Annotated in this window: 18 protein-coding genes; 12 read left to right on the top strand and 6 right to left on the bottom strand. The window is 35.0% G+C overall.

The window, feature by feature from the left end; translation table 11 throughout:
• The first annotated feature begins 90 nt into the window (after positions 1 to 90).
• Both M4I44_RS03860 and M4I44_RS03855 read left to right on the top strand, forming a co-directional pair.
• Positions 91 to 852: an exodeoxyribonuclease III gene (locus M4I44_RS03860; RefSeq protein WP_249966565.1), complete on the top strand. Its 762-nt coding sequence runs from the start codon at positions 91 to 93 to the stop codon at positions 850 to 852.
• A gap of 114 nt (positions 853 to 966) precedes the next feature.
• Complete coding sequence (locus tag M4I44_RS03855; protein WP_026109927.1) at positions 967 to 1,911, top strand: OmpA family protein; 945 nt, start codon at positions 967 to 969, stop codon at positions 1,909 to 1,911.
• 80 nt (positions 1,912 to 1,991) lie between these two features.
• Here the strand turns inward: M4I44_RS03855 and M4I44_RS03850 are convergent, their stop codons facing one another.
• Positions 1,992 to 2,612 carry a GEVED domain-containing protein gene (locus M4I44_RS03850; RefSeq protein WP_249966564.1) on the bottom strand — a complete coding sequence of 207 codons (621 nt, stop codon included), beginning with the start codon at positions 2,610 to 2,612 and terminating at the stop codon, positions 1,992 to 1,994.
• 311 nt (positions 2,613 to 2,923) lie between these two features.
• Here M4I44_RS03850 and M4I44_RS03845 point away from each other — a divergent pair, with 311 nt between their 5' ends.
• Complete coding sequence (locus tag M4I44_RS03845) at positions 2,924 to 3,961, top strand: NADP(H)-dependent aldo-keto reductase (protein ID WP_249966563.1); 1,038 nt, start codon at positions 2,924 to 2,926, stop codon at positions 3,959 to 3,961.
• Between the two features lie 131 nt (positions 3,962 to 4,092).
• Here the strand turns inward: M4I44_RS03845 and M4I44_RS03840 are convergent, their stop codons facing one another.
• The 3 genes from M4I44_RS03840 to M4I44_RS03830 form a co-directional block, all read right to left on the bottom strand.
• The gene (locus M4I44_RS03840; protein WP_017495917.1) at positions 4,093 to 6,057 is read right to left on the bottom strand and encodes a transglycosylase domain-containing protein; all 1,965 of its coding nucleotides are present in this window, start codon (positions 6,055 to 6,057) and stop codon (positions 4,093 to 4,095) included.
• A 155-nt stretch (positions 6,058 to 6,212) separates the two neighbouring features.
• Positions 6,213 to 7,574: a DNA repair protein RadA gene (gene radA / locus M4I44_RS03835; protein WP_017495918.1), complete on the bottom strand. Its 1,362-nt coding sequence runs from the start codon at positions 7,572 to 7,574 to the stop codon at positions 6,213 to 6,215.
• The gene (locus M4I44_RS03830) at positions 7,574 to 8,728 is read right to left on the bottom strand and encodes an alpha/beta hydrolase (protein WP_249966562.1); all 1,155 of its coding nucleotides are present in this window, start codon (positions 8,726 to 8,728) and stop codon (positions 7,574 to 7,576) included. The genes radA and M4I44_RS03830 overlap by 1 nt, the downstream gene beginning before the upstream one ends.
• 733 nt (positions 8,729 to 9,461) lie before the next feature.
• Between M4I44_RS03830 and M4I44_RS03825 the strand changes: the two genes are divergently transcribed.
• From M4I44_RS03825 to M4I44_RS03800, 6 genes are all read left to right on the top strand, one after another.
• Complete coding sequence (locus M4I44_RS03825) at positions 9,462 to 10,544, top strand: hypothetical protein (RefSeq protein WP_249966561.1); 1,083 nt, start codon at positions 9,462 to 9,464, stop codon at positions 10,542 to 10,544.
• Between the two features lie 13 nt (positions 10,545 to 10,557).
• Entirely contained in the window at positions 10,558 to 12,240 is a 1,683-nt protein-coding gene (locus M4I44_RS03820) for a glycerophosphodiester phosphodiesterase family protein (protein ID WP_249966560.1), read from the top strand.
• 22 nt (positions 12,241 to 12,262) lie between these two features.
• A complete protein-coding gene (locus tag M4I44_RS03815) occupies positions 12,263 to 13,351 on the top strand; it encodes a T9SS type A sorting domain-containing protein (protein WP_249966559.1) in 1,089 nt (362 codons plus the stop codon).
• 415 nt (positions 13,352 to 13,766) lie between these two features.
• On the top strand, positions 13,767 to 17,141 hold the full coding sequence (locus tag M4I44_RS03810) for a TonB-dependent receptor (protein ID WP_249966558.1): 3,375 nt from the start codon (positions 13,767 to 13,769) through the stop codon (positions 17,139 to 17,141).
• A gap of 11 nt (positions 17,142 to 17,152) precedes the next feature.
• Positions 17,153 to 18,550, top strand: coding sequence for a RagB/SusD family nutrient uptake outer membrane protein (locus M4I44_RS03805; RefSeq protein ID WP_249966557.1), 1,398 nt, complete (start codon positions 17,153 to 17,155; stop codon positions 18,548 to 18,550).
• A 107-nt stretch (positions 18,551 to 18,657) separates the two neighbouring features.
• Positions 18,658 to 19,560: a glycerophosphodiester phosphodiesterase family protein gene (locus M4I44_RS03800; protein WP_249966556.1), complete on the top strand. Its 903-nt coding sequence runs from the start codon at positions 18,658 to 18,660 to the stop codon at positions 19,558 to 19,560.
• 168 nt (positions 19,561 to 19,728) lie between these two features.
• Here the strand turns inward: M4I44_RS03800 and panD are convergent, their stop codons facing one another.
• Positions 19,729 to 20,079 (bottom strand): aspartate 1-decarboxylase, encoded by a 351-nt coding sequence (gene panD, locus M4I44_RS03795; RefSeq protein ID WP_017495920.1) that lies wholly within the window; start codon positions 20,077 to 20,079, stop codon positions 19,729 to 19,731.
• A gap of 14 nt (positions 20,080 to 20,093) precedes the next feature.
• Entirely contained in the window at positions 20,094 to 20,972 is an 879-nt protein-coding gene (panC, locus tag M4I44_RS03790; protein WP_017495921.1) for a pantoate--beta-alanine ligase, read from the bottom strand.
• Positions 20,973 to 21,050: 78 nt separating this feature from the next.
• On the opposite strand from panC, the gene M4I44_RS03785 reads away from it, so the two are divergent.
• From M4I44_RS03785 to glmS, 3 genes are read left to right on the top strand one after another with little or no spacing between them, the layout of a single operon-like run.
• The gene (locus tag M4I44_RS03785; RefSeq protein WP_017495922.1) at positions 21,051 to 21,857 is read left to right on the top strand and encodes a glycogen/starch synthase; all 807 of its coding nucleotides are present in this window, start codon (positions 21,051 to 21,053) and stop codon (positions 21,855 to 21,857) included.
• A 21-nt stretch (positions 21,858 to 21,878) separates the two neighbouring features.
• Positions 21,879 to 23,501 (top strand): DUF4270 domain-containing protein, encoded by a 1,623-nt coding sequence (locus tag M4I44_RS03780; protein ID WP_249966555.1) that lies wholly within the window; start codon positions 21,879 to 21,881, stop codon positions 23,499 to 23,501.
• A gap of 10 nt (positions 23,502 to 23,511) precedes the next feature.
• Positions 23,512 to 25,362, top strand: a complete 1,851-nt coding sequence (gene glmS, locus M4I44_RS03775; RefSeq protein ID WP_017495924.1) for a glutamine--fructose-6-phosphate transaminase (isomerizing) — start codon at positions 23,512 to 23,514, stop codon at positions 25,360 to 25,362.
• Positions 25,363 to 25,594: the final 232 nt, after the last annotated feature.

Below are 25,594 nucleotides of genomic sequence, written 5' to 3'. Positions count from 1 at the left end.
AACAAAGATAACAAAAAACTCTACTTTTCGCTGTTTCAAATGCAAACTTTCCACTTTTTTATTACATTTGAAATCCTAAAAAAAACACTGATGAAAATTATTTCTTATAATGTAAACGGAATACGTGCCGCAATAACCAAAGGTTTTATTGAATGGCTGCAACAAGCTAATCCAGATGTGATTTGTCTTCAGGAAATAAAAGCTACAGAAGAGCAAATTCCGGTTGAGGATATCACCGCTGCCGGTTATCCCTATCAATATTATTATCCAGCAACTAAAAAAGGATATAGTGGCGTTGCTATCCTGTCTAAAACAAAACCTAATAATGTGGTTTATGGAACCGGAATTCAGCATATGGATTTTGAAGGGCGTAACCTTCGTGCCGATTTTGATGATTGTTCTGTAATGAGTTTGTACCTGCCTTCAGGAACTAGTATTGAAAGACTGGATCATAAATTTATGTTTATGGACGATTTTCAAACTTATATTAACGAATTGAAATTAATGATTCCGAATCTGATTATTTGTGGTGATTACAACATTTGTCATGAAGCGATTGATATTCACGATCCGGTTCGAAATAAAACGGTTTCAGGATTTTTACCTGCAGAACGTGCCTGGCTTGACGCATTCATGAAGTCAGGTTTTATTGATAGTTTCCGTCATTTTAATAAAGAACCGCATCATTATTCCTGGTGGAGTTACCGTGCAGGAGCCCGAGGAAACAACAAAGGCTGGCGTATCGATTACAATCTGGTGAGTAATGTTATGGAGCATAGGTTAAAAAGAGCAGTAATTCTTCCGGATGCCGTTCATTCAGACCATTGTCCTGTTTTAGTCGAAATAGAGTAAAAGTGGTATTGTTATTGTTGAATGAATTACCGTTTAAATTTAAACATTGACATTGTCATTGGTATAGAGTTTTTACATTATACGATTATTAATACCCTCCAAATAAAACAAAAAATGATTAAAAAGGCCTCTGTCGGATTACTGGTTGTAGCAATGTCTATGACCTCATGTGTATCCAAGAAAATTTACAACGATCTTGAAACCAAATATTCGGATCTGAAAAAAGAAAATCGATCTATTACGGATGAAAACGAGAGTTTGCAGAAATCAAAAAATCAGTTAGAACTGGATCGTGACGCTTTAACAAAAGATCTAAATGCAACTAAAACGGATCTTGAAAAACAAAAAGCAGATCTGGCTGCTCAACAGAAAAAATACAAAGTACTTCAGGATTCTTATAATGCCTTGGAGAAAAACAGCAACGATGCTTTAGAAAGTAATATGGCTAAAAATCGTGAACTTTTGGCACAACTGGAAGCGAAATCTAAAAAATTGGCCGATGAACAGGCTCGTTTGGATAAAACAGCAAATCGTCTGAACGAACTAGAAGCAATGATCGCAGCAAAAGAAGAAGCAATGCGTAAATTGAAAGAGACGCTGTCGAAAGCATTAAACGGTTTTGAAGGCAAAGGGCTGACGGTAGAACAGAAAAACGGAAAAGTATATGTTTCGATGGAAAACAAACTGCTCTTTAATTCAGGTAGCTGGGCCGTTGGTACCGAAGGTAGAAAAGCTGTAGTGGAACTTGGAAAAGTGTTAGGGGATAATCCCGATCTTTCGGTTTTAATTGAAGGACATACTGATGATGATCCTTACGCAGGTTCAGGACCGATTGCCAACAACTGGGATTTGTCTACCAAAAGAGCCACTGCCATTGTGAACATTCTAAGTGAAAATACTAAAATCAATAAGCAAAAATTAACGGCAGCAGGCCGTAGCGAATTTTCTCCTCTGGCAAGCAATGCTACTCCGGAAGGAAAAGCAAAAAACCGTCGTATCGAGATCATTTTAACACCAAGATTGGACGAGATTGCGGAGATGCTTAATAGTATAAATTAAGACGCTAAGGTTCTAAGGGGCTAAGTCTCTAAGATTAAAAAAAAAGGTTCAAAGTTTTACTTTGAACCTTTTTTAATTGTTTACAATTTAGTTTTAATGTTTACGGTATAATCTTCGACCTGTCCATACTGAAAAGTTCCACAACCGGTTCCAAAAGGCGGGTCGGTAACAGGTGTACCGGGCAGAGATAATATACTTCTCATCTCAATCCTCATTCTGGTAGAACCTAGCGATGCTGTGGAGGGGATGGTAATTGTTCCGTTTACCGGATCGGTACCTTGTTTACTTTTCCAGACTGTTTCTCCCGGATCAGTGAAGTCGCCATCTTGATTGTAATCGATGTAGACAAAAAATTGTACGCCAAAGCCATCTTTTCCATATTGACTGTAAAGACCAGGTGTAAGTGAAATAGTATTGCTTGAACCTAATGCGAAATTGCCAGATATGTTAGTGAAATCTTCATAACCTCCTTTGCCTGTTGAAGCATTGTTGATACTGCCAAAAACGACTTTATCTAATCGCTCTTCACTAGTTATAATCCCTGCCGATTCACAATACTTAGGTGGTACTGATACTACCGGATCTTGTTTTATTTCTTCTTTTATTTCTTCTTTTACTTGTTCTGGAGGTGTTTTAGTGTTTTCTTCAGTTGAACAGGCAAAAACCGAGAAGGTCAGAATTCCCAGAATAATTTTTTTCATTTTGTTTGGGGTTTAGGGGTTAAAAATTTATAGGACAATTGTTGTTCAGAGCAATTGTATGTTGCTGCGAGCAAGTAAATTTATAGAGACTATTCTTATACATTCTTTTAAAAGGAATGTCTGGTTTATGACTTGTAACAATTGGGGTGTTGCAGGTGGCAAAAGGTAAAATCTAACCTTATCTTTTTTTTAACTTTTGAGAGATTTTCATTTGAAGAATCGCTTCGTATCTTTGAGTTTTAATAGTTGGATGCTGAAAGCTTAAAATCTTAGCAACTCAGCTCCTTAGTAACTTAGAGCCTTAAGAAGAAATGAAATACACCATTTTACCCCATACCGACATAAAAGTTAGTAAAATCAATCTCGGAACGATGACTTTCGGGCAACAGAATACAGAAGCCGAAGGGCATCAGCAAATGGATTACGCATTGGAGAGAGGCGTTAATTTTTTTGACACAGCCGAAATGTATTCCGTTCCCGCACGTGAAGAAACTTACGGAAGTACAGAGAAAATTATAGGAACCTGGTTTAAGAAATCGGGAAATCGTGACAAAGTGGTATTGGCTACCAAAATTGCTGGTCCGAATCCTGCGTTCACGTACATGCGTGAAAAAGGTGATTTCTCACCAGCGAGCATCAAATATGCTTTAGAGAACAGTTTAAGACGTCTGCAAACCGATTATATCGATTTGTATCAGATGCATTGGCCGGAGCGAAAAACCAATTGTTTTGGACAACGTGCTTTTAACGGTCACGACGATGTTTGGGAAGACAACTTCAGAGAAGTACTAGAAACATTTGACGGCTTAATTAAAGAAGGTAAAATAAAACATATTGGAGTTTCGAATGAAAATGCCTGGGGAATGATGCGCTTTTTAGAAGAAAGCAAATACCAAAACCTTCCAAGAATTAAAACAGTTCAAAATCCGTACAGTTTGCTGAATCGTCTTTTTGAAGTAGGTTCTGCCGAAGTTTCAAAGTATGAAAATGTGGGATTGTTGGCTTATTCTCCTTTAGCCTTTGGAGTTTTGACGGGTAAATTTTTAACCGGAGAAGCGCATCCAAATGCCAGAATTAATCTTTTTCCGCAATATACACGTTACAACAGTGCACAAAGTACACAGGCCACAAAGTTATATCAGGAAATCGCGATTAAACATGGTTTAACCTTAACTCAATTAGCGATGGGATTTGTGTTACAGCAGCCATTTTTAACAAGCGCTATTATTGGTGCCACAACTATGGAGCAGCTAAAAGAAAATATTGATACGATCGATGTAGTGTTGTCAGAAGAAATTATAGCCGAAATTAATGCTGTTCAGGCCATAATTCCTGATCCGGCTCCTTAATTAGTACTACTAAATTAAACACAAATTCCACAAATTAACACGGATTGAACTCGTGTTAGTTTGTGGAATTTTTATGTAGAGGATAAGCGATTTCAAGCCTAAAATTAGTGCCAATCCGTGAAATCCGTGTTTTACAGGTCAAATTCGTCTTCAATCGCTAAAGAATCATTCTTTACCGCTGTAGAATCTGGAGCTTTAATTCTTATCAGCGAACGCGCATTTCCCGAAATGTAAACGGGTAATTGTCCAAGCGTATCTTCAGGAACCAACAAACCTCTTCGGAACATTAAATTCTTCAGGAATTTTTGATTTTTCAATGCGTAATCCCTTAAATTGCCTTGATCATTAAATTGATACATGAATTTTCGGGGTTTCGGAATAATTGTCGCTAAGTACAGACATTCATCAACATTCAAATTAGCGGGGCTTTTCTGGAAGTAAAAATGACTTGCTTCCCCAATCCCGTACACATTAGGTCCCCATTCGATAATGTTGAAATAAACTTCCAGCATTCTTTCTTTGCTTACAACGCGATTGTTCTCTAAAATGTAAACCAGTAAAATTTCTTCAAGTTTGCGTGAAAGCGTTTTTTCTCTGGTCAGGAAAACATTTTTAATCAGCTGCATGCTAATGGTACTTGCGCCGCGTGAGAATTTTTTGGTTCTGATGTTTTTTAAGATGGATTGTTTAAAAGCTTCATTGATAAAACCACGATGCGAAAAGAACGACGGATCCTCAGTCGTCAGAACACATTTTCGTAAATAAGGTGAAATTTGATCTAAAGGCGTATAGTTAGGGTTTGCATTCCCCACCAAAACCGGGCGTTGCAGCACATTCTGAATAATAGCGCGATAAACAAACTCTCCATTCAGCTTGTTAAGATCTGCTTCGCCGTATTTCGTGATTTTCAAACCTTCTTTATTGAGTTTACTATCAAAAACCAAAGCATTCGGTTTGTTTTTATTGAATTTAAAATCGAGCTTGTAGTCAAAACTTCCGGCAGCTTCCATACCTTCAAAATGGGTAAACAAACCTTCGGGCAGAGAAACAATAAAATCTTGTGCCTGCATTTTCGGAATGTTTACTTTTAAAGTATAAACGGTATCCTTCTCAGTGTCATAAGAAACATAAGGATGCAGTTTGATTTTATTCAACTGCATGGTCGAAGTGCTGTCGATCGAAATAAAACTATCTCCCAGTAAGAAACGATAATCAAAACGGGCATTTTTGATCACAACATCTTTGCTGGCAATTTTCGGATGATTGATTTTTAAATTAGTGATAGACGTATAACCGTCAAGATGTAATTCGCTGCCATCTTTTTCAATATTCTGAACATTCAGGCGAATCGAATCAAAGCTCGCTTTTAAGTTGTAGCGTTCGTCTAAGTACGGAACACGAATGGCTCCGGTATCCAGGTTAAAAAAACGAATGTCAGCTTTTTTATTTCTCGGATCGGCAAAACCTTTGATGTTCCAGCGCTGATCAAAATCTTTGCTTTGAACATGAAGGTTGGTTTCGAGCTGTTTGTTGTCTAAAATCAGTTTGTTAATCGCTACAGACGTTTTTTTGCCATTGTCGTCAATTCTGAAATTCAAATTCTCAAGCTTCATATCGGTCGGAACCAGATTTAATAGTTTCGAAATGATGCGATAAGCAAAGGAAGCGTATTTGCGTTTTTCGTTTTTGTCTGAATCTGATTTGTCTTTTTTTAAGAAAGCATCAAAATTGCGAATACTTCCTTTTTTAACCAGTTGAATGTAGCCGTTGTTGACTTTTAAAGTTCCAATTTGAACATCACCAATCAATAAATTGGCAAGACTGATACTGGTTTCTATTTTTTGAATATGGCAAAGAGTATCGGCATTTTTAGGAACCAGAATCACGTTGGTCAGTTTTATACCGGACAAACCGTCAAATGAGGCTGATTTTACAGAAAATGTACTGTTGTATTCCGTATTCATTTTGTGGGTTACTTTAGCGATAGCTTGCTTCAGAAGTGAATCGCGAAAAAAGTAAAATCCTAAAAAAAGTACTATCAATACTGATGCAAGTATTAGGAGTCCTTTGTATATTTTTTGTTTTGGGAATTTCATAAAGTTAATTTCATAAAAATTGCGCTTATTCGCAAAATGAAAAGTTTTTTTGCCGCTGATTTCTCGAATTAGATTAACACGAACAAATTTGAATTTGCTATAAATTTAAATAAAAGTTCGTGTTTAATTAGTGTAGTTCGTGGCGAAAAAACGAATTATCCAAAAAGAATACTGGCCACATCTTCGATTTTAGCCACCAATTCAATTTTGATTCCTATATTTTTTAACGCAATTTTATTGTATTTGGATACAAAGATAGTGGTGAATCCAAGTTTTTCAGCTTCCTGAATACGCTGGTCAACACGATTTACCGGACGGATTTCACCTGAAAGTCCAACCTCTCCGGCAAAACAGAATCCTTTGGTTACCGGAATGTCTTCATTGGAAGATAAAATTGCAGCAACAACAGCTAAATCAATCGCAGGATCATCAACAGAAATTCCACCTGTAACATTTAAAAAGACATCTTTGGCCCCTAAACGAAATCCGGCTCTTTTTTCGAGAACCGCCAGAATCATGTTCAGTCTTTTGGCATTGTAACCCGTTGTGCTTCGTTGCGGAGTTCCGTAAACTGCGGTACTAACTAAGGATTGTATTTCGATCATCAAAGGACGCATGCCTTCAAGTGTGGTCGCAATTGCTGTTCCTGATAATTCTTCGTCTTTATGGGAGATTAAAATTTCGGAAGGATTGGATACTTCGCGTAAACCACTGCCCAGCATTTCGTAAATTCCAAGTTCGGCAGTGGAGCCAAAACGGTTTTTTAACGAACGTAAAATTCGGTACACATGATTGCGATCGCCTTCAAACTGTAAAACCGTATCGACCATATGTTCGAGGATCTTAGGTCCGGCAATATTTCCGTCTTTGGTGATATGTCCGATCAGGATAACCGGAATATTAGTTTCTTTTGCAAATTTGATGAGTTCCGCAGTGGTTTCTCGGATTTGAGAAATACTTCCTGCAGTAGATTCAATATAATCGGTATGTAAAGTCTGAATCGAATCGATAATTACAATTTCAGGCTGTATGGCTTCAATTTGTTTGAAGATATTCTGTGTTTTAGTTTCCGTTAAAATGTAGCAATTGTCACTGTTAGGAGTGATTCTCTCCGCGCGCATTTTGATTTGCTTCTGACTTTCCTCGCCGGAAACGTATAAGGTTTTGTACGGTAATTTAAGTGAAATTTGGAGCAAAAGCGTACTTTTTCCAATCCCCGGCTCACCTCCTAAAAGCGTTAAGGATCCCGGGACAATTCCGCCTCCCAAAACACGGTTTAATTCACCATCAGTAGTATTCATTCGAATTTCCTGTGCCGAATCAATTTCGTTAATTTTTAAAGGACGCGGCGCTTTACCGTTTGAAGTAGGTTCGCTTTTCCAGGCTACCTTTTCCTGCTTCTGGATAATTTCTTCAGCAATAGTATTCCATTCTTTACAGGCATTACATTGCCCTTGCCATTTGGCATATTGAGTTCCGCAGTTTTGGCAAAAAAAGGAAGTTTTAACTTTTGACATTATTTGGTGGTTTTTGCTAATGCATTCATCTGATCCATTTTCTCGTACATCAAATCTTTATTCAAATCACCTATTGGTTCCATTTGAGAAGCATTTTGGTATTTTTTAGAAGCTCTTTTAGGATCTCCCATTTTTTCATACATCAATCCTAATTCATATTCTCCCAGCATGGCTTTTGGATAGTTTACGTTTCCAATTTCGGCCATTTTGCCTAATTCATCATAAGCGTTCTTTTTTAAAATAAGATTTTCAATTACTTTGAAATCACTTATTCTCACTGGAATCTGAACTCCCAGAACTTTAGACATCGTATTGTATTTGTTTTCTAAATAATCAGCATATCCCGTTTCCAAAACAGCAATTTTATTGTTGTATTCGAAGGAATTAATAGGCTTGTAAACATCAAAAATTTGATATAAGGCACTAGGGATTGCATGTAAAACCTGAGTATAGTGAGTGGTGCCTTTGAATAAATCGTATTTGTAACTTACAAGCGGATTATTGGCAATTTTTATATTGCTGTCTAATTTTTCGATAGGTTCTTTGAGTTTTTTATTGTCACCATCGGCTGCAGAAAGGTAATAAAATACAGGTTCTGTAACTTTGGCAAGTTTCTCAGGTACTCTAATTTCCATTTTATTTGCCAGTTCAGGACTAAAAGCAATGTAAGCATTAAAAAGAGGCTGCTCTTTGTAAAGGTAAAAATTAATGAAACTGGCGGTTACATCATGACCGGCAATAATCCTGAAAGGCGAGGTGCGGTATTTTTTCTCAATATAAGGAACTAATTCAGCTCCCACAAATTCAAAAAAGTTGGCTCCTTTTTCAAATGGCAGTCCGGTATTTTGATCAATAGTAGTATCGTCCTCGCGTTCGTCGTTTTTGTTTTGATGGACACCAATAATGATTATCTCAGGTAAGTCTCCCCAATACGTACCATAACTTATAGCGCCGGAAAAAGGATCGAATAGATAATCGCCATCCAGTAGGTATAAAACAGGATATTTTTTATCGGGATTGGCTTCGTAAGATTCCGGAAGTCCAATGGTTATTCTTCTTTCTTCTCCGAGCTTTTCGGATTTAATGTTGTCGAATTTTTTCTGCGAAAAGACAGAAAATGAAATTAAAGCAATAAGTAGGTAAACTTTTTTCATGAGTTGTGAATTTTGTTGTATTAAAAGTTTGGGGCTTTTAATGGTTAACAAATATATGCATTTTAAGATATTATGTGTTTTAAAAAAATGGAGACTTTCTTAGGTGAAATCTATAAGGATATTATTGCAGTTTGTTTTTTTAGTTGAATTTAATTTAATATGACTTTCAATATATACAAAACAAAATTATAGGAGAAGTGTATGGTATTGTTTTGAAATAGGTTCGCGCCAAAGTGTAAAAATAGGTAACCTTATTTGAGGACTAGATAAAGGAAAACTTTATGAAATTTTTACAGAAGTACACTTATTACGTCAATCGACCATATATAACTAATTATATAGCAGTTATTGACCCTTGTATTTTTGCTAAGAAAAACAGTGTTAAATTTGTGTGAAATAGAAACATTTTACTGCTATCATAAGTAACATAATTTTTTTCTACATGATTTTGCTTTTTATAAGTGTTTTTCGTTGAGTAGATTATGTTGTATTGCATTTTTTGTTTAATCAGTTACAGAAATACAACGTCAAGACCCGGTGATTTAGTTGATATGCTTACTTATTTTTGAATAATTTTTTTTTTTAATTAACTGAATTACAGTCTTTAAGGTGGTTTGGGCCAGATAGCTAACTCAATAAATTTATATTTGACAGATCTACTAAATAATATTAAAAATGAACTTATTTAATTTGACTCAATGACTTATTTATTAATGACAAAAAGCAAGTATTTATGAAAACAACCGTGAAAAATTTAATTGAAAAAGCGAACAAATCGTTATTGGTTTTAGTACTATTATTATTGACTTTTAATTTGAGTCATGCTCAGGGAAATGTAATCTCTTATCAAAATCTTATATACGACACCAATGACAACTATACCAACGATGCCAACTGGATGTTTACGGTTGATGATAATAACAATGAGTCTAATAGATCAAGAACATTTAGTTGGTTTGTAAGAGGTGGAAATAGCAACGATGATTTAATGATGTATCTTACTAATATTCCCAATTCGGGAAATGAACTTCGTCTTTTTGGTAAGTCTGTTTTACAAAGTGCTAGTTGGGCTGCAGATTGGGACAATCTTACTACATGGGTAGACGGATTTTCCTCTTTTATACAAAGCAATGGCGATGAAAATGGTTTGAAAATTTCATCCAATACCGGTAACAAAATATATATCGGTGACAATAATGATAACGTTTTTTTTCCTGGTAATAACGTAGGATTTGGCATTGACTCTCCTCAATTCAAAGTTCATGCAAATGGGGCAATAGTCTCTGAGAATAATGGAGTTCAAGTTAAATTATCCAGCAATACTAATAATACAGATGGATGGATTGGTACTAGTTCAAACCATGGTCTATATGTTGGGACAAATAAAAGGGCAACAAACATGTATTTGGATACTAGTGACAATGTATATATTGGGGGTGTAATGCCTGGCGATATTAAAGCTTCGATGAGAGGTTCCTATGATTTATTTGTTCATAATGGCATATTGACTGAAGATTATGGAATTGGCCCTAAAGCAACATGGGCAGATTATGTTTTTAACGATACTTATAAATTAAAAACACTAAAAGAAATTGATGAATTTATTTCTGTAAATAAACATTTGCCTAACATACCTTCTCAAAAATCAATAGCGGAAAACGGTTACAATTTGCATGAGATGAATGTAAAGCTTTTAGAGAAAATAGAAGAACTTATGCTTTATACCATAAACCAACAAAAGGAATTGGATAAAATTAAAGAGGACTATAAAGGATTGAAAAATTCTATCCGAAATCTGGAAATCAAGCATCAGTAAAAAAGCTAAAACAATGAATAATATAAATCTTTACTTCAAAAAATTCAGCATAAAAATATTGTTTTTTTTGAGTCAATTATTGTTTCTTTTCTCTATTACTACGGTATTAGGACAGGAAAAAGTAGCTTTAAATACGACTGCTGAGATAAGTTTATTAAATATTTTTGAACCGAATGCGGATTTAACCGGAGGAATAATTGGGGAGGTATCTGGTAACGGTAACATTCAACTAGAAATTTGGACGTATGATGAAAGCAGGCCTTTTAAACGAGGTACTTTAATTTATAAACTGTCTACTACTGCTACCACAAATAATTTTGCAGGGACTTCATTTACTCAAGCAAAGAATTCAATGACTTCCAGTGATGCCGCCTGGCTGTCTAATTATCCTGATACTTGGGAGACTGGCGATATCAAAAGGGCTTTATGGGCTATCGATAAATCTCGATATGATAGATCTCAAAAAACATCCGTTTATAAATTTTTATCGACTACTATTAAAGTAAATATTTTTGTATTTACCACAAATGCGACCTTTTCCAGAATCAAAATACCAGGAATAGGCATTATTGGTTCAGCAGGTGGAAATCTACAATTTGATTCAAATCATTTTTGCTATAATTTAGATAATTCCGGTGATCCAATTTGCACTACTTGGAGCAAAATTAAATCTCCCGATTTAGAGCATGGATCTAATTTAGTATTTGCCGCACACAGAGGGTATTGGGGATATGACTTAGGTAATGGTCCTCCTGAAAATACTTCTGAAGCTATAAAAGCCGCCCTTAAATACACAACAGTTATAGAATCAGACGTTATGAGAACTAAAGATAATCTAATAGTTGTTAGTCACGACTATAACTTACACCGGCTTACAAACTACTCCGGGCCGGATACGGATTATATTTTTGACAAAAATCTGAATGAATTAAAAACATTAAAGTTAAAGAAACGAAATGAGTCTGTCAGTGACAAGAATTTTATAACTTTTTCTGATCTGTTAGATGAAATGATTGCGAACAAAACGGTATTAACCGTTGATATTAAAGGTGCCAAAGCCCGATATGACATGTATACCAAAGAATGCGTAGCAAGATGTGATTATGACCCCAAATTGAATCCGACAAGCGCAAACCAAAAACAAAAAGAGGATTATATGTTAATATTGAGGAAATGTATTGAAGTAGCCAACACTAAAAATGCCTTAAAATATGTAGCATTCAAAGTAACCTATACCTATGAAGATATTGTAAATGGTATGCCACCTGATTTCGATATTAATCTGCTTTCTAAAGTCCTCTATTTTCCTGTTCTCCAACCAGGCGGTAATATTCAGTCTAAAGCTCAATTTATTGACACCTGGTATAGTTCTGCCGGTAATAAAATTATGGCTTTTGAAACCAACTTTAAAAGTGAGAGCGAAGGTACCAATACCTCTTTTACAAGGACAGGTAAATTGTATGCAAACTTATTTGAATATACTTATAAAGTAACCGGATTAAGACCTGGGATTTATCCTGAAGAGGCCATGGGGCCTAAAGGTATCGTAGACAGATGGGCGCAATGGTTAATTAAAGATGTTAGTACAGACGTTAGAGGAGATCATTATTATTTAATGAGTGTCCCTTATTTTAATATATCTGTCTTAACAACTGACAGACCTGATGTCTGGTCCCAAATACAATCTAATTTTTGATTACATATAAATTTATGCAGTTATGAAAAAATTATTTTTTACTCCTTTTTCGATTACGCAATTAAAATCTTTGTCAGTACTATTGCTGTTAAATTTTAATATGTCGTTTTCTCAATCAGGGCCATATTCCTACTTTGCGCCTTATGGGGATAATGTATTTACAAGCACATCAGAAGCGGATCATAATTCGCAGATTCTTACAGCAAGTCAATTACATGATTTATCGCAAAATACGGATGGACTAGTGATAATTGGTGATTTTGAAGCCCCTAAGAATGGAGATCGATTATTGAGTTTTGAAAGTAGCAAAGGGCAATTTTTAGAAATCTTCTATCAAGATCAAACTATGATGCTCAGAAGATATCACGAGAATGGTACTCACTTCGATTATCTTTTATTTGATCCATTGTTTACCTTAAAAGAACAGACTCCTGTTGATGCAGTCTGGACAGTCCGATACTTTTTTACAGCCCGTTTTATGTGGATTGAAGTGCAAATAAAGCAAACTACACTTCCAATTAGCACTCAGTTTTTGTCATTAACTTACTTTGGTTTGGATTATAAGTTCAACGATGCTAATTCTCCAATGAAGGAATTTTTAAACAGGGCTACTACCGCTAAAATTCGTATGGGTTCTCTTAATAATAATGGAAAATTTAAAATACCGGGGATACTTAAAATACATGAATTTAAGTATTCTGAATTTACAGATCATGTGCAAACTCATTTTTCTTATCCAAAAAAAGAAAATACTGCACGAGAAAAAAGGGAAGTTGCGTCTGCATCTGAAATTTCTGAAGATAAAAATTCCGACTTTGAGAAAGCAAAAACAGAGGGTTTAGAAACAAATAATGATTTTGAATTTAAAGTTTACCCAAATCCCTCAAGAGACTACTTTACTATCGATATCAATTCAAATAGCAATCGTGAAATTAAAATTCAAATTTTTAATATGGAGGGTAAGAAACTGTATGCTGAAACCAAAAATCTAAATTTAGGCTATAACAAAATTACAATAAACCATAATGATATTAGATCGGGCAGCAGTGTGATGATTTTAAAAATAATTACGAAGGATAATACTTATTCTTATAAACTACTCCACAACTAATTAGTAAAAAAACTTTCATATCGCTTAAAAGTCATTTGCTTTACTCTAATAGAAATTTATGGCAGCACTTTTAAAGAATAATTTAGGTGTTTTAGAATCAATTGTTTAACAACTAATCGTAGAAAAAACTTTTCATTAAGTGAAATCTGGCGGTAGTAGTAAAACAAATTAAGAATGAGATATGAGAAATGATGTAATTTGAATTAACAACACGTAAAATTATATTTAAAAGTAGAAAGTATGGAAAAAAAGTAATAGTATTTTAAAAAGTTCAAAATAAATCGAAAAGTAGCCACATTTTCCGATTAGATAATTTTGAATTATCTAACCAAGAAGTTCTGAAACAGAGTATAAAGATAAAAATTGTCTCTTCTTCAGGAATTAGTTCTCCAAAAAATAATAAAAAACCAATTTTATGAATGATAAAATAAAGGTCACTTTGATGACCATGGCATTGTATTTTCTAAATCTAACGGGATACTCTCAGGTTATGTCTTTGAATTACAACGATGTAAGTGTTGAGAAGGCAATAGAAATCCTGAAGGGGAAAAGTGGATACTCTTTTGTTTTCGAATCAGGTGATTTTGATACAAAGAAAATAATTTCGATCAATGCGAGAGATCAATCTATTGATCAGATTGTAAAACAAATTATTGCAGGACAGGAGGTGCAGTATGAAATTAAGGGTAAAATTATTAGACTAAAAAAGCGAGATAAATCTATCCTTACAGGAGCAAAAACTGAAAGAATCACAGGAACAATTACAGATAGTAAAGGGCTTTTTATTGCCGGAGCAACAATTAAAAATAGGGAAACCAATAAAGCTACTATTTCTGATTCAGAAGGTAAATTTGATATAGAAGCTTCATTAGGAGATAAACTGGAGATTTCCTGTATAAGTTACATTGCTGAATCAATTACGGTATCTGATAAAAGTAGCATTAGTATTATACTGCAGGAAGACTCTAAAGTTCTGGATGAAGTAATAGTTATTGGCTATGGGAAACAGTCAAAGACTAAGGTAATGGGGTCTTCTGTTCAGATTAAAGCAGATGAACTTAATAAGGTTGCCGGAGCCAATTTTGTACAACAATTGAGTGGAAAAATGGCGGGAGTTCAAGTTAATGAAACATCAGGACAACCGGGATCCTCTTCAAAGATAATTATTCGCGGTACAGGTACATTAACCGCAGGTTCTAATCCTCTTATTGTTGTAGATGGTGTTCCTCTTTCTGAGGGAGCAACATTAAATGCTATAAATTCCTATGATATCGAATCTATAAATGTTTTAAAGGATGCTGCTTCTGCCGCTATTTATGGCTCAAGAGGAGCTAATGGAGTGATTCTGGTTTCTACAAAAAAAGGAAAAAAAGGAGCTCCAACGATATCATTTGATTATTATACCGGTATCCAAAGACAGGCTTCCAGAGTAGAAATAGTAAATGCAGATCAAGCGGCTCAGTTTTTTAATGAAGCCAGAGATTGGGGGTATGTGTCTAAAAAACCTGATAGTCGAAGTGAAAATGATGATGAAGCTACTAGAATAGCAAAAGGTGCAGGTAAGCGTGAGCTTAGACTTAATTATTTGAAAAGCCCCGGATTAGAAGGATTAGCCAATACCAGTTGGATGGATGAAGTTTTTAGAGATGCGCCCATAATGAATTATTCACTTGGAGTTTCGGGAGGTAATGAAAAATCAAATTATTACATTTCCGGAAATTACTTCGCACAACAAGGAATTGTTATCGAAACCGATTATAAACGTTATACTTCTTCAATTCGGTTTAATACGGAATTATCAGATAAGTTTAAATTTGGTATTAGCCTGAACCCTTCTTATTCGGTTCAGAAAAAGTACAATCAAGACGATGGATTTAGCACTAATCCTGTTCTCACGCTTTTTATTTCCTATCCATTTTTTAGTCCTTATAGTAAAGATGGTTCTTTAGCTATTGGCAATCAACTTGCCGCAAACGCTCCTCAAGATGGGGCTTTGGCAGAAAATCCGGTGGCAATTATGAAACTAAACTCAAATGTCGACAGGTATTTCAGGCTGTTTGGAAATGCATTTGTTACGTATGATATTAGTGATGGGCTGCAGTTTAAAACATTACTTGGTGGAGATTACAGAAATCCTTTAAGTCAATTTTATAGTCCATCTTCAGTAGGTTATTACAGAATGCCTGCTCCCAAGGCAGCTATAGCTTCTGAAACGGTTTCCATTGCAAAAAATATTATTACTGAGAATACATTAAACTATACTAAAAATTTTGGGAAGCATCAAATTGAGCTGTTGGCAGGATATACGTATCAAAGAGAAGAAGGAAATTCATCAGATATTGTAGGTACAGGAATCGCTGATGATAATCTTCCAAATATTGCGGGAGCCAGCGCCTTTAAGGTAACCAGTACAAAAGATGCATGGGTGTTAATCTCTTATCTTGGCCGTGCTCAGTATTTTTATAAAGAAAAGTATCAACTCACAGGAACTTTGAGGCGTGATGGTTCCTCTCGTTTTGGTTCTAATTCAAAATGGGGGCTTTTCCCTTCTGTAGCTGCTGGCTGGATCGTAAGTAAAGAAGCCTTTTTCCCTGAGACGACGATTTTTACTTTTGCTAAAATACGTGCCAGTTGGGGAAAAACAGGAAATAATCAAATAGGTTCTTATGGCTCTATTGCGCTAGTAAATCCTCAAAATTATGTATACGGGAATGAATTAAATCCCGGATTTGCAACCACCAGCTCCCCTAACCCGAATTTATCATGGGAAACCAGAACGTCAACTAATTTGGGACTGGATTTAACTATTTATAGAAAATTTAATTTCACGGCCGATTTTTATTCGTCCATTACAAGTGATTTACTTCTAAATGTGCCCGTGCCGCAACAATCAGGATTTACAACTTCTACTCAAAATACCGGAGAATTAAAAAATTCGGGTATTGAATTTTCATTTGAAGGAAATGGAATTAATCTGGGACAGGTAAAATGGAATTTCGGAGGAAATATTTCAACCAATAAAAGTGAAGTATTAAAACTGGGTAATAATCAGGATGAAATAATAACGGGTTATCAAGGATCTTACAGAACAAAGGTTGGAGGCCCTATTGCAGAACTTTATGGGTATAATATTTTAGGAATTTATAAAACAAATGAGCAAATTGCGGCAACACCCCATATGCCTGGTACTCTAACGGGAGACTATATTATGGAAGATATCAACAAGGATGGAATTATTAATGAAAAAGATAAAAAAGGCTTTGGAAGTTATGCTCCTAAGATTACCTATGGTTTTAATTCTTCTTTTACTTATAAAGATTTTGAATTAAGCTTCTCCATAAACGGAATTGAAGGCAGAAAAAAATTAGCTAAAGAATTGGCCGTGTTTATGGAAACCGGTGAAGGTTTTTCTATGCCAAACACCTATTATTTTAAGAACAGATATCATCCTGTTAATAATCCGAATGGTTTTTTGGGACAACCCAATACGGGAAATTTTTCATCAAACAGACAAGCCGCCAGAGGATCAAGCATTACTTTTACTAATGCGGACTATATAAGACTTCGTGATATACAAATAGCTTACAATCTACCTAAAACAGCCCTAAAAAAGATTGGTTTAACTAGAGCAAGAATTTACCTTTCGGGTAATAATCTGGTAAATATTACAAAATACAGAGGTTTCAATTCTGAAGCAGAAACGGGTAATATACTTGAAATGGGGTTTAATGATAATCGCATTTATCCTAATACAAAATCTGTAATTTTTGGAACCAACTTAACTTTTTAACGATGGGTATTATGAAAAGAATAAAAGTAATTAGTTTTTTCTGCCTGATGGCGCAGTTTTCCTGTACAGATGATTTATATCAAGATCCTATCACGTCAAAAGTGGCTGCTAAATTTTATAGTACAGAAATCGAAATTGAAGAAGCGGTTAATGGAGCTTATGATGGTTTGCAATCAAATGGTCTTTATGGGCTAAATATGGTGGCTTTGGGCGAAATTCCTTCAGATGCGACTTATGATGAAGTTCCATTAAATGATGACGGTACATTTGGCAAGTTAGATAATTTTAGTGTCACAAGTATTGTAGGTTCGATAAGCGAAACCTGGAGAGATTCTTACAAAACAATTCAGCGCGCTAATGTGGTGTTAAACAGAATTGAAAAGATCCCCTTTAAGGTTGCTGTTGTCAGAGATAATCGCATAGGAGAAATGAAATTTATTCGTGCGCTTTTGTATTTCAATTTGGTAAGATTATATGGAGATGTCCCATTAGTTACTCAGGAAACGATAGATCCTAATAGTTATTTAGGACAGGGAAGAACTTCTGCCAAGATTGTATATGAGCAAATTATAAAAGACCTTACAGAAGCCGAAACCCTTTTGCCTGTAAAAGCCGATAAACCGGGCAAGGTTATTAAAACTGCTGCACAAGCTTTATTAGGGAAGGTTTATTTGACCTTGCAAGATCTGCAAAATGCTAAAATATGGTTACTAAAAGTTAAAGATTCTAATATTCATGATTTAGTGTCTATTGCAGATGTTTTTGATATTAATAAGGAAACAAATAAAGAGATACTATTTTCAGTTCAATTTGCTTCCGGCATAAATGGGAATAGTGAAGGAAGTAGTATGCAGCAAATATTTAGTCCTTCAGGAACAATATCAGGAGCAAAGGGACATAACCTTCCGACCAAAAATCTGTATAGTATGTATACAGCCACAGATAGCCGTAAAGGCAAATATGTTGCTATAACAGCATCGGGAGTTCCTTTTTCTTTAAAACTTACAAAAAGCAATACAGTTCCTGCAGATGGAGGAAGTAATGTAGTTGTTATTCGTTATGCAGATATTATCTTAATGTTGGCAGAAATAGAAAATGAACAAGGTAATATTGCCTTGGCAAAGACTTACTTAAATTTAATAAGAACCCGGGCGGGCCTTGCGAATATTTCTGCTGTTAACCAGGTAGATATGAGAAGTGCTATTGACTTGGAACGAAAACTTGAATTGGTTGGAGAAGGAGATAGGTGGTTTGACTTGCTTCGAAAAGGAACGGCAATAACGGTAATGAATCAGTGGTTTAAAAGTGAAGGAATATTGATAACTATCGATAGTCATAATCTCTTAATGCCAATTCCTCTAACAGAGATAAATACAGATCCGGCTATCAAACAAAATCCAGGTTATTAGGTTTTGTTAAAAATTAGAAAAGAAGTATGACAATTGAAAAAAGTACCCCAATCATGCTTTTCTTCTGATCAATGAAATCTGTTTAAATCCAAATATAAAAAAGTAAAATGAAAAAAATACTCGTAACGATAGTATTGTTAATACTGTTATTTGAAAATATTCAAGCTCAGACTCATACAGATAAGCTCATTAATGTTTTACAAGATCCCAAGAGTAAATATGTTTTTGTAGCTGCGCATCGTGGAGACTGGAGAAATGCTCCTGAAAATTCTATAAGAGCGCTAAAAAAATGTATTGAGATGGGAGTTGACATCATGGAAACAGATGTAAGGCTTACAAAAGACAGTGTTTTAGTGTTAATGCACGATACCAGCATTGATCGTACCACGACGGGAAAAGGAAAATTGTCTGATTATACTTATGCTGAATTGCAGAAATTTTATCTTACCGGTGGTTTAAACAGAAAGACTTATGAAAGAATTCCAACTTTTGAAGAATTTATGCTTATAGCAAAAGGAAAGATATTAATAAACGTTGATAAGAGTTGGAAATATATGGATAAGGTTGTTGAAGTATTAAAGAAAACAGGAACACTTCGTCAGGCATTAATCAAAGGGGAAGATTCTTATGCTGAGGTGTATACTAAATATGGTTTACTAATAAATGATGTTTTTTATATTCCCATTGTCAGAGAAGAACAGACGAGCCTAAATACTTTTGTTGATGGCTATCTCAATAAGACTCATCCTATTGCCTTTGAGGTATTGTATTCTTTTGAAAAATCACCCATGTTTGAACAAATAAAAAAGATGAAACAAAGAGGAACAAGAATTTGGGTAAATACCTTATGGGGCGAAATGTGTGCTGGTCATGAAGATGAACGAGCTATAGACTTGCCTGATGCAAATTGGGGATGGGTTATAGAGCACGGAGCAACAATGATACAAACCGACAGACCAACAGAATTATTAGAATATTTAAAAAGAAAAAGACTCCATACATTAAATTAGCAAAATTCGTCACAAAACAGGCGCATTTAGATGCTAAGTTAATTTTCGAGTAAAACAGTAAAAATGACCGATATTGAAAATCAAAATCGGTCGTTTTTATTTTTTATGGCTTTTTGAAGAACCTTCTTAGGTTAAAGAATAGATTCTTTTAAATTTTGAGAGAAAACCCTACGTTAACGAATTATCATTTTCATTTGGGAAAATGATCCATGGTTTGAACGTTTTAGCTTCTTCAAACTCCAGGGTAGCATAAGAGATGATAATGATAATGTCGTCTTTTTGAACCTTTCTCGCAGCAGGTCCGTTCAGGGTAATTTCTCCTGAGTTTTTCTCTCCCTTGATTGCGTAAGTTTCAAAACGTTCGCCATTATTGATGTTTACAATTGCTACTTTTTCGCCTTCAATGATGTTTGAAGCTTCCAGTAAAGTTTCATCAATAGTAATGCTGCCAATATAATTTAAATCAGCTCCGGTTACTTTAACTCGATGAATTTTAGATTTTATAACTTGAATTTGCATGGTGCAAAGGTAAATTAATTTAATGAAATGGTGTCAATCAACCTGATAGAATTAACAAATACCGCTATAAAGGCACGGTAGTTTTTGTCTTTATCTTTGTGTTCTATAGGTAATAATGTAGATTCATCAGCAATGACAAAATATTCGAGTTCAAATCTTTCGTTGTCTTTGAAAGAATTTTCGACAAACTGAATCGTTTCTTCAGGAGTGTCTTTCTGAAATATTTCTTTTGCTTCAGTAAGTATCTTAAATATTATAGCGGCTTCTTTGCGTTCCTCAGCAGTTAAGCGTTCGTTTCGGGAACTCATGGCAAGTTGATTGTCTTCTCTAAAAATAGGACAGCCCACAACATTTACGGGTAAATGATTTTTTTCGACCATTTTTTTAACAATCTGCAGCTGCTGAAAATCTTTTTCTCCAAAGTAAGCATTGGTAGGAGTCACGATTTCGAATAAACGTTTTACGATCGTTCCGACTCCGTTAAAATGACCAGGTCTGAATTTTCCTTCCATCTGATTTTCTAAACCGTCAAAATCAAAAGCTTCCGAAACGGTGTGTCCTTCATAAATATCTTCTACGCTAGGAGCATATAGAATCATTTTGTCGCTTAAACCTCTCATTTTCTTCACATCTTCTTCTAAAGTACGTGGGTATTTTTCGAGATCTTCGGGGTTGTTGAACTGAGTTGGGTTCACAAAAATACTCACAACGGTATCGTCATTTTCTTTCAGTGATCTTTGCATTAAAGCCAGATGCCCTTGGTGTAAAGCTCCCATTGTGGGTACAAATCCAATAGTGGAATTTGCGGTTTTGATAGTTTTCAAATAGGCTATCAAAGCTACTTTACCGTAGAAAATATGCATGGCAGTATTATTAAAATTTACTGCAAACATAATATATTAGTTAATAACTGCATAAAATTTTGTAATTTTGCAACGTTTTTATTACCAAAAATTAAGTAAAATACTATTATGAAAGATAAGAGGATATTATATGTATCATCTGAAGTCGTGCCTTATCTGGCTGAAAATGAGGTTTCTTTAATGTCTTATGACGTTCCGAAAATGATTAACGATCAAGGAGGCCAGATTAGAATTTTCATGCCAAGATATGGAAATATTAATGAGAGAAGACACCAGTTACACGAAGTAATTAGACTTTCAGGAATGAACTTGGTAGTGAATGACTTAGATATGCCATTGATTATTAAGGTTGCTTCCATTCCGAAAGAAAGAATTCAGGTTTACTTTATTGATAATGATGAATATTTTAAACGTAAAGCAACTTTTGCCGATGAAGACGGAGTTTTGTATCCTGATAATGACGAACGAGCTATCTTTTTTGCAAAAGGAGTTGTTGAAACTGTAAAAAAACTAAACTGGGTTCCGGATATTATCCATGTTCACGGTTGGTTGGCTTCGATGTTGCCTATTTACATGAAGCACTATTATAAAAATGAAGCTTTATTTTCTGAAACTAAGATCGTAACCTCGGTTTACGGACAATCTTTTGATGAAAATCTGGATTTGGAAATGATTAATAAAGTAAAATTTGACGGGGTTCCGCATGAATCAGTTGCTGATTTGGAAACTCCTAACTACGAAAATATCCTAAAAGCCAGTATATTGCATTCTGATGCTGTAATTATAGCTTCTGAGCATGTATCGCCAAGTTTAACAAAATTTATAGAATCTTCAGGAAAACCTTTTTTACCTTTCGCCACGAAAGATGCATTCGCTGAAGCGTATACAAATTTCTATAAAACAATGGGTCTCTAAATTTAAACTTTATTATTACACATGTACAATACTTCTTTTGTTAAGAAAATACTATTAGTTGCAACAGTTGTCCTTTTATATTCTTGCGATAAAGATTTTAATGCGATTGGTGATGGTTTGATCGGAGACGATCATTTTGGTCTGGAATCTGAAAAATATGAAGTTTTAGCTTATAATCAGGAAGTAACCCCAATTCAGTCAAACGGATCGGTAAATTATGGTTTAGGTATTTATGATAATGCAGTTTTTGGTAGTTCCGCTGCCAGTTTTGTGACTCAGGTTAGTTTGGATACGTATGCACCAACTATTGGTGATGCACCGGAGATAGTAAGTGTGGTGCTTAGTGTACCTTACTTTAATCATGTAAAAACGGCAAACAGTGACGGAAGCAGAACTTTTGTACTGGATTCTATTTATGGAGCGTCTAATGGTAAAATTAAATTAGGGGTTTATGAGTCAGGGGTTCAAATGCGTAGTTCTTATTTTGACGGAGGAGCTCAATTTGCACAGTTGTATAATACAGATATGGATACAGATACAGGTGTAGCGGATTATATCAATTTTGATAAATCTAAAAAACCTTATGTTGCTACCGGGAAGCCTTTAAATGATGATCCCAACATAGCGCAAAATGATGAATTTTTCTTCAATGCGAGTGAAATCACCGATGTAAGTACAGATCCTACAACAGGTAAAGAAACGAGTACTAAAGTTGCCCCTGAAATGCGCTTGAATTTGAATAAAGCTTTCTTTTTAGATAAAATTCTTAAAGCTCCGGCTGCAAAATTGGCCTCTGCCGATGTTTTTCAGGAGTATTTTAGAGGATTATATTTTAAAGTAGAGCGTTCAGGTAGTAGCCCGGCTAATATGGCTTTGCTGAATTTTGCAACAAATGGTAAAATTACGATCAAGTACAAGGCTAAGACGGCTATAACAACAGACCCTGATGCTACAACAGAGGATAAGACCTTAATTATTAAACTTACAGGTGCTTCGGCAAGTTTGCTTAAAGAAGCAAAAGATCCTGCTTATGCCAGTGCAATAGCAAATCCAAATAATAAGACCGGAGATGACAGACTTTATTTAAAAGGAGGTCAGGGATCTTTAGCGGTATTAGAATTGAATGGTTTTGGAGCAAAATTAGATGAAATCAGAACCAATAAGTGGTTGGTAAATGAGGCTAATTTAGTTTTTTCTATTGATTCAGATAAAATGACAGGGACTTATGAGCCTAAACGAATTTATTTGTATAATCTGGATGATAATGTGCCTATTGTAGATTACGTTTCTGATGGAACTTCTTCATCGAATCCGTTATTGAATAAGGCAATATATAGTGGGATTATTAATGTGGATCCTACAACCAAAAGAGGGACTACCTATAAAATTAGATTAACCAATCATATTCGTAATATGATTAAGAATGCAACTGTGAAAAACGTAAAGTTAGGTTTGGTGGTGACAGGTGATGCAAGCACAATAGCTTCTAACAAATTAAAACTAAAAAACAACGTTATCTCAGAGGCACCTAGAGCCTCCGTTATTAGTCCATTAGGGACGGTATTATTTGGAGGCACTTCAAGTGCAACTATTCCAACAGGGAAGAAATTACAGCTTGAAGTTTACTACACGAAACCAAATTAATAATTAATATATGTGTGGAATTGTTGGATATATCGGTCATCGAGAGGCTTATCCTATTGTAGTCAAAGGATTAAAGCGACTCGAGTACAGAGGATATGACAGTGCCGGTGTTATGTTGTATGACACTGAATCAGGGATAAAACTTTGTAAAACAAAAGGGAAGGTTTCGGATCTTGAGGCTAAAGCCAAAGAGAACTTAGACGCAACCGGAAGCATAGGAATTGGACATACACGTTGGGCAACTCACGGAGTTCCAAATGATGTAAACTCACACCCGCATCTTTCTAATTCGGGAGAGTTGGTTATAATTCATAATGGAATTATTGAGAATTATGCACCGCTAAAAGAAGAATTAAAAAAGAGAGGTTATACTTTTAAATCAGATACAGATACCGAAGTTTTAGTGAACTTAATTGAAGAAGTTCAGAAAAATGAAGGTTTGAAATTGGGTAAAGCAGTTCAGATTGCTTTAAATCAGGTAGTAGGAGCTTATGCAATTGCTGTTTTTGATAAAAAGAACCCAAATGAAATTGTAGCTGCCAGATTGGGTAGCCCATTGGCAATTGGTGTTGGAGAAGGAGAGTATTTTATTGCTTCTGATGCTTCGCCTTTTATTGAGTACACTTCAAATGCGATCTATCTTGAAGATGGTGAAATGGCAAACATTAGATTGCATAAACCTCTTAAAGTTAGAAAAATTAAAGATGATTCATTAGTAGATCCTTACATTCAGCAGCTTCAAATGAATTTGGAGCAAATTGAAAAAGGGGGTTATGATCATTTCATGCTAAAAGAAATCTACGAGCAGCCAAGTGTTATAAAAGACACGTACAGAGGAAGACTTCATGCCAATGAAGGAATTGTTCAAATGGCGGGTGTTGAAGATAATTTAGAGAAATTCTTAAATGCTAAACGAATTTTAATCGTTGCTTGTGGTACTTCATGGCATGCTGGTTTAGTTGCTGAATACATTTTTGAAGAATTTACCCGTATTCCTGTTGAAGTAGAATATGCATCAGAGTTCAGATACCGTAACCCAATTATAAACAAAGACGATGTAGTAATTGCAATTTCTCAATCAGGAGAAACCGCAGATACTATGGCGGCTATTAAGTTGGCGAAAGAAAACGGAGCGTTTGTTTTTGGAGTTTGTAATGTCGTAGGTTCTTCTATTTCAAGAGAAAGTCATGCAGGTGCTTATACACATGCAGGACCAGAAATTGGAGTAGCATCTACTAAAGCCTTTACAACTCAAATTACAGTTTTAACTATGATCGCATTGCGATTAGGTAAAGCAAAAGGAACGTTATCAAATACTGATTTCCATACCTATTTACAAGAGTTAGAGATCATCCCTGAAAAAGTAGCAGAAGCATTAGAAACGAACGACCGAGCAAAAGAAATTGCAGCAGCATTTAAAGATGCGCCAAATTGTTTGTATTTAGGACGTGGTTATAATTTCCCAGTGGCGCTTGAAGGAGCTTTGAAGCTTAAAGAGATTTCCTATATTCATGCTGAAGGTTACCCAGCTGCCGAAATGAAGCACGGGCCAATCGCTTTGATTGACGAGCACATGCCGGTTATCGTTATTGCGCCTAAGCAAGGGCATTACGATAAAATTGTAAGTAATATTCAGGAAATCAAATCCAGAAGCGGTAAAATCATTGCTGTAGTTACTAAAGGTGATACACAGGTTCGCGAATTAGCGGATTATGTAATCGAAATCCCTGAGACTTCGGATGCATTATCTCCACTGATCACAACCATACCTTTGCAATTACTTTCGTATTATATCGCAGTAATGAGAGGTTGTAATGTTGATCAGCCTCGTAATTTGGCAAAATCGGTTACAGTAGAATAGAAAAATTTATTTAAAACATATAAATATTTAGAAATGCGAGGCTTAGGTTTCGCATTTTTTTTGTTGTTTTTTGTCGGAAATTTTAGATGTTGAGATTTTAATAATAAGTTTGCGTGATATATTTTAAATCATTTTTGAAAGTAATAATAATTGTTGTTTTGCCTTTAATTTTTATGCTTTTCGATGTTTTCTAGGAAGAGAATTTTAGTATCATAAAGAGAATTAATTAAAA

It is taken from the genome of Flavobacterium sp. B183, assembly GCF_023539155.1.
Taxonomy (GTDB): Bacteria; Bacteroidota; Bacteroidia; order Flavobacteriales; family Flavobacteriaceae; genus Flavobacterium; species Flavobacterium tructae.
This window is presented reverse-complemented; position numbering and strand designations above follow the sequence as displayed.

Excerpts from the sequence above, each read along its gene's own strand:
- M4I44_RS03860 (WP_249966565.1), top strand. The coding sequence starts at position 91 with ATGAAAATTATTTCTTATAATGTAAACGGAATACGTGCCGCAATAACC.
- M4I44_RS03855 (WP_026109927.1), top strand. The coding sequence starts at position 967 with ATGATTAAAAAGGCCTCTGTCGGATTACTGGTTGTAGCAATGTCTATG.
- M4I44_RS03850 (WP_249966564.1), bottom strand. The coding sequence starts at position 2,612 with ATGAAAAAAATTATTCTGGGAATTCTGACCTTCTCGGTTTTTGCCTGT.
- M4I44_RS03845 (WP_249966563.1), top strand. The coding sequence starts at position 2,924 with ATGAAATACACCATTTTACCCCATACCGACATAAAAGTTAGTAAAATC.
- M4I44_RS03840 (WP_017495917.1), bottom strand. The coding sequence starts at position 6,057 with ATGAAATTCCCAAAACAAAAAATATACAAAGGACTCCTAATACTTGCA.
- radA (WP_017495918.1), bottom strand. The coding sequence starts at position 7,574 with ATGTCAAAAGTTAAAACTTCCTTTTTTTGCCAAAACTGCGGAACTCAA.
- M4I44_RS03830 (WP_249966562.1), bottom strand. The coding sequence starts at position 8,728 with ATGAAAAAAGTTTACCTACTTATTGCTTTAATTTCATTTTCTGTCTTT.
- M4I44_RS03825 (WP_249966561.1), top strand. The coding sequence starts at position 9,462 with ATGAAAACAACCGTGAAAAATTTAATTGAAAAAGCGAACAAATCGTTA.
- M4I44_RS03820 (WP_249966560.1), top strand. The coding sequence starts at position 10,558 with ATGAATAATATAAATCTTTACTTCAAAAAATTCAGCATAAAAATATTG.
- M4I44_RS03815 (WP_249966559.1), top strand. The coding sequence starts at position 12,263 with ATGAAAAAATTATTTTTTACTCCTTTTTCGATTACGCAATTAAAATCT.
- M4I44_RS03810 (WP_249966558.1), top strand. The coding sequence starts at position 13,767 with ATGAATGATAAAATAAAGGTCACTTTGATGACCATGGCATTGTATTTT.
- M4I44_RS03805 (WP_249966557.1), top strand. The coding sequence starts at position 17,153 with ATGAAAAGAATAAAAGTAATTAGTTTTTTCTGCCTGATGGCGCAGTTT.
- M4I44_RS03800 (WP_249966556.1), top strand. The coding sequence starts at position 18,658 with ATGAAAAAAATACTCGTAACGATAGTATTGTTAATACTGTTATTTGAA.
- panD (WP_017495920.1), bottom strand. The coding sequence starts at position 20,079 with ATGCAAATTCAAGTTATAAAATCTAAAATTCATCGAGTTAAAGTAACC.
- panC (WP_017495921.1), bottom strand. The coding sequence starts at position 20,972 with ATGTTTGCAGTAAATTTTAATAATACTGCCATGCATATTTTCTACGGT.
- M4I44_RS03785 (WP_017495922.1), top strand. The coding sequence starts at position 21,051 with ATGAAAGATAAGAGGATATTATATGTATCATCTGAAGTCGTGCCTTAT.
- M4I44_RS03780 (WP_249966555.1), top strand. The coding sequence starts at position 21,879 with ATGTACAATACTTCTTTTGTTAAGAAAATACTATTAGTTGCAACAGTT.
- glmS (WP_017495924.1), top strand. The coding sequence starts at position 23,512 with ATGTGTGGAATTGTTGGATATATCGGTCATCGAGAGGCTTATCCTATT.